This is a genomic window from Marinobacter sediminum (genome assembly GCF_016820575.1).
In the GTDB taxonomy this organism is placed as follows: Bacteria; Pseudomonadota; Gammaproteobacteria; order Pseudomonadales; family Oleiphilaceae; genus Marinobacter; species Marinobacter sediminum.
The window spans coordinates 327,036-339,903 of sequence record NZ_JAEMQH010000002.1; the positions used below are offsets into that span (position 1 = coordinate 327,036).

A 12,868-nucleotide genomic window follows, 5' to 3' on the forward strand; every position below is an offset into this window, starting at 1 on the left:
GTGAGGAGTGGTAGAATTGAGCTCGAACACGATTAAAAAAATACTCGATCTGCCCCGTCCTGCGAAGCGTGTTATTTCCGTCGGTGTCGATTTCCTTTTGCTATTCGTTGCAATCTGGGCTGCCTTTGCACTTAGGTTTGAGAGTTTTACTTGGCTCCCAAACAACAAACAACTGCTTGTTTCTTCAGCTACAGTTCTCATAACCATCGGCGCTTTCGTTAAGTTAGGGCTTTATCGCGCTGTCATCAGATATCTGAGCGAGCATGCGTTTCTGGCGATTATTATCGGTGTTGCTTTTTCCAGTGTGGCGCTGATTGTATTTGGCTATTTGTTTCAGACACTTGTGCCACGTTCGGTACCAGTAATTTACGGGACATTTGCTTTTCTTCTAGTGGCCGGAACTAGGTTTTCAGTTCGTGGAGTTGTTCGGCGCCGGGGTGAAAAATCAAAAAACAGTGTGTTGATTGTTGGCGCTGGAAATAAGGGTATGCAACTGGCATCGGCTTTAGCTCAAGGGGTTGAATACCGGCCAATTGGTTTTGTTTCTTTCGAGAGCGGCAATCATCGCTCGCTCATTGGCAACCTGCCTGTTTATTCAGTCGAACATATCGAGAGGGCGACGAAAGAGTTAGGGGCATCCCGGGTTCTGCTTGCTCTGGAAGATACAGAACGTGTTGATCGTAAACACCTTATGCAGTCTTTGGAAAGGCTCTCGGTACCGGTCCAAACGGTTCCGTCAATGTCAGAGTTGGTCGCAGGACAAGCCCGGATCAACGATATCCGTGATCTCGAGATTGAGGATTTGCTGGGGAGAGACCCGGTTCGTCCGGATACGGCGATCGTTGCAGAAAGTCTGTTTCAGAAATCGGTTATGGTGACTGGGGCAGGGGGCTCTATTGGCTCTGAGCTGTGTCGCCAAATCATTCGGCACAAACCGAAAACACTGGTGCTTTTTGAACAATCTGAATTTTCACTTTATGCCATTGAACGTGAATTACAGGCTATTAATCGAGTGGAAGCATTAGGTGTAGAGTTGCATCCGTTGTTGGGGAGCGTTGTGCACCGACGGCGTTGCGAAGTGATTATGCGAACGTTTGGTGTTCAAACGGTCTATCACGCAGCCGCCTATAAACATGTCCCGTTGGTCGAACACAATGTTATTGAAGGGGTTCAGAACAATGTTTTCGGCACCGCTCACGCTGCGGAGGCGGCGATCGCAGCGGGCGTTGAGCGCTTTGTCTTAATTTCTACCGATAAAGCCGTGCGGCCAACCAATGTTATGGGAGCCAGTAAGCGAATGGCAGAGCTGGTGCTTCAGGGGCTTGCAGATCGGCAGGCCAAAACCGTGTTTTCCATGGTTCGATTTGGCAACGTCCTTGGCTCCTCCGGCTCAGTTGTGCCTTTGTTTCGCGACCAGATTCGTGATGGTGGGCCGATTACGGTTACTCATCCGGACATCATCCGTTATTTCATGACAATCCCGGAGGCAAGCCAGCTGGTTTTGCAAGCGGGCAGCATGGGAGTTGGCGGAGAGGTTTTCGTATTGGATATGGGTGAGCCGGTCAAAATTGCTGACCTGGCCCGCAAGATGATCCATCTGATGGGCTTAGCTGAAAAAACGGAAGATGAGCCCAATGGGGATATTGAAGTTGTTTTCAGTGGCCTGCGGCCGGGTGAAAAGCTCTATGAAGAGCTGTTGATTGGCGATAACCCCCAAGGAACCTCCCATCCGCGGATCATGATGGCTAGGGAGGTTTCTATGTCGCCGCAAGATCTGGACGAGGCGCTACAAGAGTTGCTAAGCGCCAGCCAAGAGTTCAATTGCAGTAGAGTCGTTGAAATCCTTACTGCCGCCCCGACGGGATTCACGCCAAATGAGGGAGTTTCGGATTTGGTTTGGCAGAGCGAAGCCCAAAAGCCAAGCGTGGAGATTCCAGAGACAGATAAAATCCGCCGGTTCCCAGTTTAAATAGCAAGTTTTGTAATTGTGGTTAGAATTAGAGCTAAGGATAGCTCCCGTAGAAACGAAAGGAATTCGTATGAAAAAGATTGCGGTGATTGGGCTTGGCTATGTCGGACTGCCTTTGGCGGCAGCCTTCGGAGAGCGGCGAGAAGTTATCGGCTTTGATATAAACGCCCAGCGTATTGCTCAGCTAAAGGACGGTATTGATGTCACGCGAGAAGTGTCACGGGAGGAGTTGTCAGAGTCGTCTGGCCTCTCATTTTCCAACTCGCTGGAAGATATCGAAGATTGCCAGATTTACATCGTTACAGTGCCCACGCCGATTAACGAGTCGAAAGCCCCGGACTTGACCCCGCTTTTAGCAGCCAGTGAAACAGTCGGCCGTGTTTTGAGGCAGGGCGACATTGTTATCTATGAATCCACCGTTTTTCCAGGGGCGACTGAAGAAGTCTGCGTTCCAGTGCTGGAGCGTGTTTCTGGACTTGTCTTTAACAAAGATTTTTTTGCGGGTTACAGTCCAGAGCGTATCAATCCAGGCGATAAAGAGCATCGCGTCAAAACCATTAAAAAAGTGACGTCAGGGTCTACCCCTGAGATTGCTGAAGAGATTGATCGGTTGTACGCCGAAGTCACTACGGCAGGTACCCATAAGACCAGCTCGATAAAAGTCGCGGAAGCAGCAAAAGTAATTGAGAATACTCAGCGTGATTTGAATATCGCCCTGATTAATGAGTTATCGATGATTTTTTCGCGGCTGAAAATTGATACCCATGAAGTGTTGGCCGCTGCTGGAACGAAATGGAATTTTTTGCCGTTTAAGCCTGGCCTGGTGGGCGGACATTGTATTGGCGTAGACCCTTACTACCTCACTCACAAAGCTCAGTCCATTGGCTATCATCCGGAGATCATTCTTGCGGGCCGTCGAGTTAACGACGGTATGGGCACTTATGTTGCCGCTGAGTTGGTTAAAGCGATGATCAAAACCAACCATACGGTGGCTAAATCCCGAGTCTTAATCATGGGGTTTGCGTTTAAGGAAAACTGTCCGGATTTGCGCAATACCCATGTTATCGATGTAGTGAGGGAACTTAAGGAATTTGGTTGCTTGGTAGATATCACAGATTGCTGGGCTAACTCTGACGACGCACAGCATGAGTATGGAGTGACCCTTCTGGAATCACCCAAACAGGGTGATTACGACGCCCTGTTATTGGCTGTCCCTCATCGGGAGTATGCGGAAAAATCGTCTAAGGAACTGCGTGCCTATTTAAAGAATGATGGTGTGTTGTTTGATTTGAAAGGCGTCCTGCCACTCGGTGAAGCCGATTTGAGATTGTAGTATCAATTAAACTGTTCTCGATGATTTGTCAAAAAGCCGATCAAAAAGATCGGCTTTTTATTTAAGAAAACGCAATAAACTTTGCCAAATCTTGTTAAATTAATTATTATCTTTTTGGCTTTTGGTCAACTCCGAAATATTTTGAAAACCCTTTTTTGAATAAGGTTTTATTTCCATGGCAAAGATCAACGACTATTACCAGAAAAAGCAGCTTATGGAAAAGCTTGCCGCAGAGCTGGAAAAGCTTGAAGAAGACCAGGCTCTGAAAGGCGAATTGGAGTTCGAGAACAAGGTTCGTGACTTGATGAAGGAATATGACAAGTCACCGAAAGATGTCCTGCAGATCTTGTCTGCGATTGATCCGTCTGTTGGCTCTGCCAAGAGTGAGACCGCTTCTGGTGGTCGCGCCAAGCGGCCCTTGAAGACGTATAAGAACCCGCATACCGGTGAAGTGGTTAAGACCCGTGGTGGTAATCACAAGACACTGAACGAGTGGCGTAATAAGTACGGTAAAGAAGCGGTTCAGAGCTGGCAGGAAAACTAAGTTTAGTTTGTCAGTTTTATAAAAAGAAAAGCCCGGTTAATCCCGGGCTTTTCTTTTATCAGCCGGTCACTTTCTGGAAATCATTACCCGATTCCTTCCGCCTTCCTTGGCCGCATATAGCGCCTCATCGGCCAGCTGCATCCACTGCATGTAATTTTCGGGCGCATCACTTAATTGAGCGATGCCCATGCTGATGGTGTATTGAATGGGCGCGACGCTGGTCTCAACCACACTCTGCTCAATGTTCTCCCGAATTCGCTCACAAATAATGCGGGCGCCCTCGGCGTCGGTCTCTGGCAGGATAATCCCGAACTCTTCACCGCCGTAGCGGCCGGAGATATCCGATTGCCGCAAATTGCCCTTGGTGACCGCTGCGGTGTGTTTGATCACCTCATCGCCGGCCAAGTGGCCATAGCTGTCGTTCACTTTCTTGAAGTGGTCAATGTCGAACATCACCAGAGAGGTGGCCTGGCCATAGCGGCGGTAACGTTCGAACTCCGCGTCCACCAGATTCTCCCAGGTGCCCCGGTTGAGCAATCCGGTCAGGCGGTCGGTCATGCTGAGCTTCGCCAATTGCTCGTTGGCGCGCTCCAGTGCCCGTTTACTGCTGGCGATGTCGGTGACGTCGTACACCATCAGGCAGACCTTCTCCACCTGGCCCGTGGTGCCAGACAGCGGGCTGATGGTGAGGTTCTGGAACATGAACTCTTCAGTGCCGGTAATCGGGCGGGTGTTGCGGAATTTGAACAGGTAGGGGCGTTGTTCCCAGGAGGTAAATGCCCGGGTGTTCAGTAGTGCAACGGCATCTACCTTCCGTGCCAGCCAGGCCTGAGGGATATCTGGGAAGACATCGAAGATGACCTGGTCGCGGATCTTGCTGGCGGTGATGCCGCTGTGATTCTCCATGAAGCCGTTCCAGGCTTGCACTCGGAAATCGAGGTCCAGAACGACAAGCCCGACTTCAACGGACTCGAGCATATCCACCAGCCAGTGAAACGAGTTGGCTTCTACTTCATTAAAGGCCATTGATCAGTCCACCAGGTATTCGAGGCGTTGTTCGAGGAAGGGGATAGAATCCTCGGTAAGCAGTACCAGCACATCGCACTGTATCTCGCGATCCTCCAGGGCATAGCTGATTTCGATGCACAGTAGGCGTTCGTCTCGAGCGCTGTGATGTTCGAGGAGTTCAGTGATCTGTCGGTGTTGCCCCAGAACCGTGGGATGCCCCAGCCCGAGCTTCAGGTCTAGTTGATCACCAATTCCCTTGAGGAAGGCGCCGAACAGGATGCTGGACATGTCCATCAATACTTCGACATTCACCGCTTCGCCGTCGAGCTCTTCGTAATGAAGCATCTCGGCCATTTCCTTGAAGCTGGCATCGGCAAACAGCAGCAGTGCTTCGCCCGCAATGCCCGCACCGGTGAAGCCCTGGCAGACGGCGGAATAGGTATCGCTGTGTTGGGCCGCCGATATCGCCATGTGCAGCTCCGAGTTGGCGATGAAGGCCACCTTGGGGATGGGCTGCTTGACGAACACTTTAAGCAGGCGCGCCAGCAGGTCCGATGAGCGGCCCATGGCGACATTGGCAATTTCCTGCAGGTAATCGTTCAGGGACACCGAGATGTCGCCGCCGCTGGCACTGGATGAGTCCGATTTCAGAGCGTTGTCGTTGAGCGCGGTGTCTTCCAGCTCACTCGGGCTGTAGAAGCCGTAGTCTTTGAGCAAGCTCAGAATGAGGCCGGCGTCTGTCGGCTTCTTGATGAAATCAATGGCCCCCAGCTTGCGCACCCGCTCCCGGGCTTCCGGCTGGATGTCACCGGAGACCACGATGGTCAGTACCGGGAGGTCTTCCTTGCGAACGTGTTCCAGAACCTCGTAGCCGTCCATTTCCGGCATGTTGAGGTCGAGAAACATCAGTTCCGCTTCATGGCCCCTCAAAAGCTCGAGAGCTTCTTTTCCGTTGCTGGCGAATACGATGTCGGCACCGAAGCCTTCAGGAAGCGCACGGGCCATCTGTTTTCTGGCGAGCGCGGAATCGTCGCAAACGAGGATGCGGGTGGTCATGGAAGTTGTCATAGCGCCAGTGAAAAGTTGATCGAGTATATCAGGCTGTTACGGTGTGTACACATTTGCGACACCAGCGTAATGATTTGTGAAGCCGGTCATACTTGAATCCTGCCAAGCCAGCTGGTTCCCGGCGATTGTGATGAAGCTCACTCTATTGGCGAACTTGCCTCAGCTATAGTGCATTCGCGGTCAACAAGAAAGCAATCAGCAAAATCAGCCGCCTGTTGAGCCCAAATACTAACGAACAAAGGCGCAACAGCAGAGTGGGTGTCGAAACTTGCTCTTGAACCTTAATCAGAGGCACACGTTATGAAGCATCATGCCTATGGATGCGCTGCTTTGGTCATGTTTTGTCTGGCTGTTGTGCCGGTTACCCACGCTGAGTTGAAACCCATCTCCGATCAAACCCTCGGTGAGGTTACCGGGCAGGCATTCATGCAGGTCGAGAATCTTGCCGATGGTGTTCATGACTTCACCCGCATGACATTGGGCATGGACGTGGAAACCCGCGTTAATATCGACGATGTCAAAGTGGGTGAGATAGATGGCGGCTCCGACTTTGCCGCCACCCACCTGGCGCTGGGCCATATTGCTCGCCAGGACGGTGTGCAATACAACGGCCAGACCTACATGCAAGGCGAGACCGTGCCGTTCGAAGCCTCAAAACCGTTCATTGAGCTGGCAGAAGACGCCAGCGGGTTGGCAGGTTTTCGGATGGGTTTTGGTCAGGCCCGAGGCTCTGCGTCTTCTTTAACCTCCAGCCTGAGCGGCAATATTGGCCTCAAACTGCGTGACTCGGCGGGCGTTGTTCACGACGCGGCCCTGTTCGATGCCAGCAATCAGGCAACCAACTACCGTGCGACGCAGATTGGCATTGCCGATAGTGCAAACCCGGCTACCTGCAGTGAGTGTGCGTCCCTGAGCAAAGTGCAGTCGTTGTTTGTGGGAACGGCGCAAGATGATGGCGCAGGTGGCACAGTCACGGGGTTTACCGATGATTTCTTTATCGGATTTCAGCGGGACGACGCGGGCGTTAAATGGCAGAGTCCGGACGGTGCCAACGTCATCAACGCCGGAAAAGGCGTCTTCATCAATCTCCCCACCAGTATGACAGTCGACATGAGCCAACTGACCGGCCCTTCAGGTTTGCCCAGACTGCAGACTCACCAGGCCGATATGGGGACTCAGCTGTTTTAAATGCTAAACTCCTGCCCCATTGACCCATCACCGGCAGGAGTTTTCCCTTGATTCGCTCGTTCTACTGGCACGACTACGAAACCTTTGGCGTAGACCCGGTCCACGACCGTCCCTCCCAGTTTGCCGGTGTCAGAACGGACGAAAATCTCAATATCATCGAGGATCCGCTGGTCATATACTGCAAACCAGCGGACGACTACCTGCCATCCCCGGAAGCCTGTCTGATCACCGGCATCACGCCCCAGAAAGCCCTGCAGGATGGCTACCCTGAGGCCGAGTTTATTGCCCAGATCAACGAAGCCTTCAGTCAGCCCGGCACCTGCGTGGTGGGCTACAACAGCCTGCGCTTCGATGATGAAGTAACCCGCCATACTCTTTATCGAAACCTGCGCGATCCCTACGCCCGCGAATGGCAGAACGGCAATTCCCGGTGGGACATCATCGATATGGTTCGATTGACCTACGCACTGCGCCCGGAGGGCATCAACTGGCCGAAAAAAGAAGATGGCAGCCCCAGCTTCCGGCTGGAAGAACTGACGGTGGCTAATGGCATTGCCCATGAAAGCGCACACGACGCCATGTCGGACGTTGAGGCAACCATCGCCGTCGCCAAGCTGATTAAAGAGAAGCAGCCCAAGCTCTTCGATTTTGTCCTGAAGAACAAGGACAAACATTCGGCGCGGGCGATGCTGGATACCGGCACCATGAAGCCAGTGTTTCACATCTCAGCCAAGTACCCAGCCTCTCGCGGTTGTTGTGCCATGGTGGCGCCGGTGGCGGAGCACCCGACCAACAAAAATCTGGTCATTGTCTACGACCTTCGTGAAGACCCCACGGAGCTGATCAACGCCACGCCTGAGCAGATTCGTGAGCGGGTATTCACTTCCCAGGCCGAGTTGGGCGAGGGCGTGCGCCGATTCCCGCTCAAAGGGGTGCAGCTGAATAAGTGCCCGGTGCTGGCACCCGGCACCATGCTCAAGAGCCTGACCAAGGAACGCTTGGGTGAGCTCGAACTCGACGGCGATACCCTGCGGGCCAACCTGGCCTTACTTAAGCAGTCGCCTGATCTGGCGGCACGAATTGCCCAGGCTTTTGATCAAGAGCACCAAGGCGATCTGACCGACCCAGATGAACAGCTCTATGCCGGAGGCTTTATCAGTAAGGCGGATAGAGAAAAGCTGAACTGGGTGTTGGAGCAGCCCGTGGAAAGTCTGGGTGAGCAGGAAGTGCATTTTTCTGATGACCGGCTCACGGAACTGCTGTTCCGCTACCGGGCCCGGAATTACCCGAGTTCATTGCAGGGGGAAGAGATGGAGCGCTGGGAGGAATTTCGTTCCCAGCGGTTGATGCATCCGAAGAAAGGCTGGCGTTCGCTTGAAGCCTTTGCCCATGAGCTGCAACGGCTGGCCGCCGATCCGGAGCTGACTCCAGAGCGGCGGCACGTTCTTGAAGACCTACATTTGTACGCGGAATCGTTGATCCCTTACGTATAAGTGCTGGGCGTGTAGGCGTTTGGGCCTGTGAGCCTCAGCGGCGCTTGCAAAAGTAAACGCTCAGCCCCTGGCCAACCAGGCTCTGGACTTCGCTACCCAGAGCCTCGGCCTGAATCTGCCGCTGCACCGGTTGGGTAGCCAGGCTGTGGCCATCGGCATCCCGTGCTTTCACCAGTTTCCAGTCCACTTCATTGCTGACCATCGCCATCAGCTGCTTCAGCTGAGCGCCGTCCTGCGGCCGGAACCAGCGATCGCGACAACCACCCAGGCTGAAGAAATCGTCTTCCTGAGTCAGTTCCTTCCAATTGGCATCCTGAGGGTTGGCGAGCACCATGCGGCGTAACTGGCGCAGTGCAGTGCGGGTAGGCTGCAGCCTGTGCTCGGCAATCAGGTTGCGAATGTGGCGGTCGCCCGGCGTCTGCTCTCCAATGGCCGTGTGCATATGCACCACCGCACCGGCCGAGCTGGCGTCATTTACCAATGCGGCTAGGGACACCTCGGTCATGGCGGGGGAGGGCAGGCGCCCAACCTCAATCCAATGCACCTGATGCCCATCGGCAATAAACCGCTGGGCAATGGACCAGGGCCAGAACACAATGTTCTCGATGCCCATGTCGCCGGCCATGCGGGTGCCCTTGGCAACGTTGGCCAGGGATTCGTCCACGGCAATCACCTCGACATCACTGAGGTAACGAGCCAGTTCCATGGCGCGCTGGCCAGACTGGGCGCCACACACCAGGATGCGAAGGGTGTCGGGCAGGCTGTCAGTGGCGATGCCCAGTTCCGATGCCATCACATTCTTCAGGCTATTCTCCGCACGGAACGCTAGTTGTGACCAGGCCGGCCATGCCTGGGCAACATCCACCTTCTCCATGCAAAGCTCGGCAGCTTTTTCATCAAAATTCTGCTTGATCGCCTCTTCATTGGCACGATCGTAATAACTGGCGGCCATCACCGGCTGCAGCGCCAGTGGCCAATCGGTCAGGCTCCACTGCCCGAGCTGAACGGCAAAGCTCTGGTGGAACAGGGCGCCGTACATCGCGCTGATGATCAGGGAGCCGATCACGCCATCCTGCGGCTCGCCCATCGCCAGTTGGGCCTGGATGCTGTCGTTAATGGTCGCGATCAGGCGTTCTTCATCGTCCTCAGCGGCCATCGCGTAACCGGTGCGGTCGGCATACTGCCCAATCGCCAGTGCCAGCTGCTGCAGGTCGTCCCGAAGCTCCACCGTTTGGGCCACTTCCGCAATGATGGCGCGGCGCAGCATAACCACCAAGTTCTCAACCGCCGGGTTTGACATCAGTGTTTTCTGCAGGCCAAGGATTAACAGCTCATCTTCACTGGCGGCATCCAGGAAGATCTCCGCGTTCGGGTTATCCAGATCGTACTGCTGGTGCACGATGGCAGCCACAAACCGGCCCAGTTCCTGATGGGGCAGCCCCTCGCGGCGGAGCAGGGCAATGGCATCCCGCGCCAGCTCACCGTCGGCGCGCTCCACCTGAAGGTGTTGCGCGCAGCTCAGCAAGCCGCTGTAAACCGAATCCCATTCCGCGCCGGTTTCGAGCAGTTTGCGGTAGTGCAGGTAAGCGACATCGAACTGGCCCTGCAGACGCTTGGCGTGGGCCACTCCGCAAAAAGCGGCGGCGGATTGCCGGTCGCAATCCAGGGCTTCGAGGAAGTGTTGTTCGGCCAGCGCAGGGCGTTCAGATTTTAGAGCCCAGTAACCCAAGTTGGCGTGTTGCTGGGCCTGTCCGGGCTGCGCTTGCAAGCTGGCACTGAACAGCTGATGGGCTTCATCGAGGCGTCCTTCATCCAATTCAATGCGTCCCAGAAGGCCGAGAGCACCGGCGTTTTCGGGTTCCAGCTGGAAGGCGTTAGCCAGGTAATCACGGCACTCCTGCCTGGCCCGAAGGCGCTGAAGGTGGCTCAGCCCGTTGCTGTTGGATTCACCATAAGCCAGGTTGGCCTGCAGCAGGAGGCGGGCCGCCTGCGCCTGATCGGAGCCAGGGTTCTGAATGTGATGCTGTGATTGCATGGGACACCTCGTGATAGTAGCCGCATTCTGAGGCGGCAAAGGTCTGCAGTTTTTGACGGTTTGCCGTGCTTTGAGAGAGGTATTGCGAAAGGTGTGCCATCTTCACTGGCAATGCTTCGAAATAGATTGATGTACTGCTATCTGGGATAGGTTGAGGTACTCTGTACATACAAATGTAAATACAAGGATGTATGATGCGTTTTGAGTGGGATGAGGCGAAGAATGCGACCAACATTCGAAAGCATGGTATCGACTTTAATGATGCCGCGGATATTTTCAGTCACCCGATGCTGACCGCTATTGATACTCGGTTTGTCTATGAGGAGGAGCGTTGGGTAGCTATTGGGCTTGTGCGGCAAATTATAGGAGTGGTTGTGTATTCCGAAAGGTGCGGTGATGTCATCCGCATCATTTCCGCCCGGAAAGCGACTAAACGTGAGGTGCAGCTCTATGAACAGAACATCTAAAACTGACTGGAAGCGGCTCGCGGAACTGGACAGCGACGCGATCGATACCAGCGACATTCCTGAGTTAGATGATGCGTTCTTCAAGGAAGCAGAATTGCGAGTGCCAGCGAAGCAGCCGGTGACGCTGCGCATTGATGAGGATGTACTTGCCTGGTTTAAAGCCCAGGGCAAGGGGTATCAAACGCGCATCAATAAGTTGTTGCGACAGTATATGGAAAATCACAACTCGCATCGGTGAGGTGCTCAGCACCCATGCAAAAACGGCCGGGTCGTTAGCCCGGCCGTTTCGGTTTTGCTGCTTCGGTTTAGCCCTGCAGTAGTTGCAATACCTGCTGTGGCCGGGCGTTAGCCTGGGCCAGAACCGACAGGCCGGCCTGCTGGAGTACCTGAGTGCGGGCCAGCTCGGCGGATTCGGCGGCAAAGTCGGCATCGCGGATGCGGCTGTTGGAGGCTGCGAGGTTTTCCGCCGTCGTGGCAAGATTTGCGATGGTGGATTCAAAGCGATTTTGAATCGCGCCAAGCTCACTTCTAATCCCGTTGATTGTGGTCAATGCGCTATCCACCCGGAGGATCGCATCATTTGCACCGTTAACTGAGTCGACAGAGGCCAACTGTAAATTATCACCGGGATCACCAACAGTGGCTGCGGTGTCTGTACCTGTGGTGTTAAGTGCGTTAGTGCCATTCGTGGTAGAAAGCGCAATGGAGCTCAGCTCTTCCAGAGACTTTATTTCAATCGCAGATCCGTCAGCAGAGACAATCGCCGAGGCTCCGTCTAGTTGGCCATTGATGGTCTCCACGACTTCAGCAATATTTGCCTCATCTCCTGTGAAAGTAACTGTTTGAGCGGTCGCTGTCGCAGGATCTCCAACCGTTACTGAGAGGGTGTCGCCCGCTGCAACGGAGTTAGTGCCAGAGAAATCGACATTCAAGGCTGAGGCTGTCGCTATCGATCCAACGTCACTCGCACGGGAACCGGAGGTTAGGTTAATGCTAATGGTATCGCCGGCGTTCGCTCCAACCTGAAAAGAGGCTACCCCAAAGGAACCATCTAGGATCTTCAGTCCGTTGAATGACGTTTGGTTGGAGATGCGATTGATTTCTTCGATTCGTTGTTGCACCTCGTTATCCAATGCCTCGCGATCCGACTGGCTATTGGTTGCGTTGGCAGATTGAACCGCGAGCTCCCTGATTCGTTGAAGATTTGAAACTACCTCGTCAAGTGCGCCTTCGGTCGTTTGCGCCAAGGAGATACCATCATTCGCGTTTCTTTGAGCTACGTTCAGTCCCGAAATCTGTGATTCAAAGCGAGTCGATATCGCTAGCCCCGCAGCATCATCTTTGGCAGAGTTTATTCGAAGGCCAGAGGATAAGCGTTCCAGTGCTGTGTTGGCATCACTCTGCGATGAGTTAAGGTTTCGCTGGGCGTTCAGCGATGCAATATTGGTATTAATTACCTGAGGCATCTCTTTTCTCCTCGATTTATTTTTCCGAACAACTCTCCTGACAGAGAGGGGCAGTGGAGGTCAGGAGCTGTTTACTTGATGGGGACCAAGCTAATAGCGTGCCAGACTTAAAAATTGATGGTTAAGATTCTGAAAATTCAGTGAAATATTTGTTTTTTGTTCTCTCGTTTCTGCGCGTAACCAAAGCCAAATTCCTGCAAAGGGCAGAATTTTGCCGCTTGCCTCGCCGTCGCCTCTAGAGTCCGAACTTTGCCGAATGTTTGCCTAATCTGGTATTACTTGCTCTGTTTTGGCGTC

At 53.7% G+C, this 12,868-nt stretch carries 11 protein-coding genes; 7 read left to right on the forward strand and 4 right to left on the reverse strand.

Going from position 1 to position 12,868, the window contains the following annotated elements; genetic code table 11:
• Window positions 1-16: 16 nt before the first annotated feature.
• The 3 genes from FGO67_RS08325 (at window position 17) to FGO67_RS08335 (ending at window position 3,846) form a co-directional block, all read left to right on the forward strand.
• Window positions 17-1,969: a polysaccharide biosynthesis protein gene (locus tag FGO67_RS08325; protein WP_203300274.1), complete on the forward strand. Its 1,953-nt coding sequence runs from the start codon at window positions 17-19 to the stop codon at window positions 1,967-1,969.
• Window positions 1,970-2,039: 70 nt separating this feature from the next.
• Window positions 2,040-3,302 carry a Vi polysaccharide biosynthesis UDP-N-acetylglucosamine C-6 dehydrogenase TviB gene (gene tviB, locus FGO67_RS08330; RefSeq protein WP_203300275.1) on the forward strand — a complete coding sequence of 421 codons (1,263 nt, stop codon included), beginning with the start codon at window positions 2,040-2,042 and terminating at the stop codon, window positions 3,300-3,302.
• A 175-nt stretch (window positions 3,303-3,477) separates the two neighbouring features.
• A complete protein-coding gene (locus tag FGO67_RS08335) occupies window positions 3,478-3,846 on the forward strand; it encodes a histone-like nucleoid-structuring protein, MvaT/MvaU family (RefSeq protein WP_203300276.1) in 369 nt (122 codons plus the stop codon).
• A gap of 66 nt (window positions 3,847-3,912) precedes the next feature.
• Here FGO67_RS08335 and FGO67_RS08340 read toward each other — a convergent pair whose 3' ends face one another.
• Both FGO67_RS08340 and FGO67_RS08345 read right to left on the reverse strand, forming a co-directional pair.
• Complete coding sequence (locus FGO67_RS08340) at window positions 3,913-4,872, reverse strand: GGDEF domain-containing protein (protein ID WP_203300277.1); 960 nt, start codon at window positions 4,870-4,872, stop codon at window positions 3,913-3,915.
• Between the two features lie 3 nt (window positions 4,873-4,875).
• Window positions 4,876-5,910, reverse strand: a complete 1,035-nt coding sequence (locus FGO67_RS08345; protein WP_203300278.1) for a response regulator — start codon at window positions 5,908-5,910, stop codon at window positions 4,876-4,878.
• Window positions 5,911-6,222: 312 nt separating this feature from the next.
• Here FGO67_RS08345 and FGO67_RS08350 point away from each other — a divergent pair, with 312 nt between their 5' ends.
• Together FGO67_RS08350 and sbcB are read left to right on the forward strand one after the other, a co-directional pair.
• Window positions 6,223-7,110, forward strand: coding sequence for a hypothetical protein (locus FGO67_RS08350; protein ID WP_203300279.1), 888 nt, complete (start codon window positions 6,223-6,225; stop codon window positions 7,108-7,110).
• A gap of 47 nt (window positions 7,111-7,157) precedes the next feature.
• Complete coding sequence (gene sbcB / locus FGO67_RS08355; protein WP_203300280.1) at window positions 7,158-8,603, forward strand: exodeoxyribonuclease I; 1,446 nt, start codon at window positions 7,158-7,160, stop codon at window positions 8,601-8,603.
• Window positions 8,604-8,637: 34 nt separating this feature from the next.
• Here sbcB and FGO67_RS08360 read toward each other — a convergent pair whose 3' ends face one another.
• Window positions 8,638-10,638, reverse strand: a complete 2,001-nt coding sequence (locus tag FGO67_RS08360; protein WP_203300281.1) for a tetratricopeptide repeat protein — start codon at window positions 10,636-10,638, stop codon at window positions 8,638-8,640.
• A 194-nt stretch (window positions 10,639-10,832) separates the two neighbouring features.
• On the opposite strand from FGO67_RS08360, the gene FGO67_RS08365 reads away from it, so the two are divergent.
• Entirely contained in the window at window positions 10,833-11,105 is a 273-nt protein-coding gene (locus tag FGO67_RS08365; protein ID WP_203300282.1) for a BrnT family toxin, read from the forward strand.
• Complete coding sequence (locus FGO67_RS08370; protein ID WP_203300283.1) at window positions 11,089-11,343, forward strand: BrnA antitoxin family protein; 255 nt, start codon at window positions 11,089-11,091, stop codon at window positions 11,341-11,343. Before FGO67_RS08365 ends, FGO67_RS08370 begins: the two co-directional genes overlap by 17 nt.
• A gap of 67 nt (window positions 11,344-11,410) precedes the next feature.
• On the opposite strand, the gene FGO67_RS08375 is transcribed toward FGO67_RS08370, so the two are convergent.
• Window positions 11,411-12,571, reverse strand: a complete 1,161-nt coding sequence (locus tag FGO67_RS08375) for a flagellin (protein WP_203300284.1) — start codon at window positions 12,569-12,571, stop codon at window positions 11,411-11,413.
• Window positions 12,572-12,868: the final 297 nt, after the last annotated feature.

What these genes read in the sequence shown, in the direction of transcription:
- tviB (WP_203300275.1), top strand. Translation starts at nt 2,040, where the DNA reads ATGAAAAAGATTGCGGTGATTGGGCTTGGCTATGTCGGACTGCCTTTG.
- FGO67_RS08335 (WP_203300276.1), top strand. Translation starts at nt 3,478, where the DNA reads ATGGCAAAGATCAACGACTATTACCAGAAAAAGCAGCTTATGGAAAAG.
- FGO67_RS08340 (WP_203300277.1), bottom strand. Translation starts at nt 4,872, where the DNA reads ATGGCCTTTAATGAAGTAGAAGCCAACTCGTTTCACTGGCTGGTGGAT.
- FGO67_RS08345 (WP_203300278.1), bottom strand. Translation starts at nt 5,910, where the DNA reads ATGACCACCCGCATCCTCGTTTGCGACGATTCCGCGCTCGCCAGAAAA.
- FGO67_RS08350 (WP_203300279.1), top strand. Translation starts at nt 6,223, where the DNA reads ATGAAGCATCATGCCTATGGATGCGCTGCTTTGGTCATGTTTTGTCTG.
- FGO67_RS08360 (WP_203300281.1), bottom strand. Translation starts at nt 10,638, where the DNA reads ATGCAATCACAGCATCACATTCAGAACCCTGGCTCCGATCAGGCGCAG.
- FGO67_RS08365 (WP_203300282.1), top strand. Translation starts at nt 10,833, where the DNA reads ATGCGTTTTGAGTGGGATGAGGCGAAGAATGCGACCAACATTCGAAAG.
- FGO67_RS08370 (WP_203300283.1), top strand. Translation starts at nt 11,089, where the DNA reads ATGAACAGAACATCTAAAACTGACTGGAAGCGGCTCGCGGAACTGGAC.
- FGO67_RS08375 (WP_203300284.1), bottom strand. Translation starts at nt 12,571, where the DNA reads ATGCCTCAGGTAATTAATACCAATATTGCATCGCTGAACGCCCAGCGA.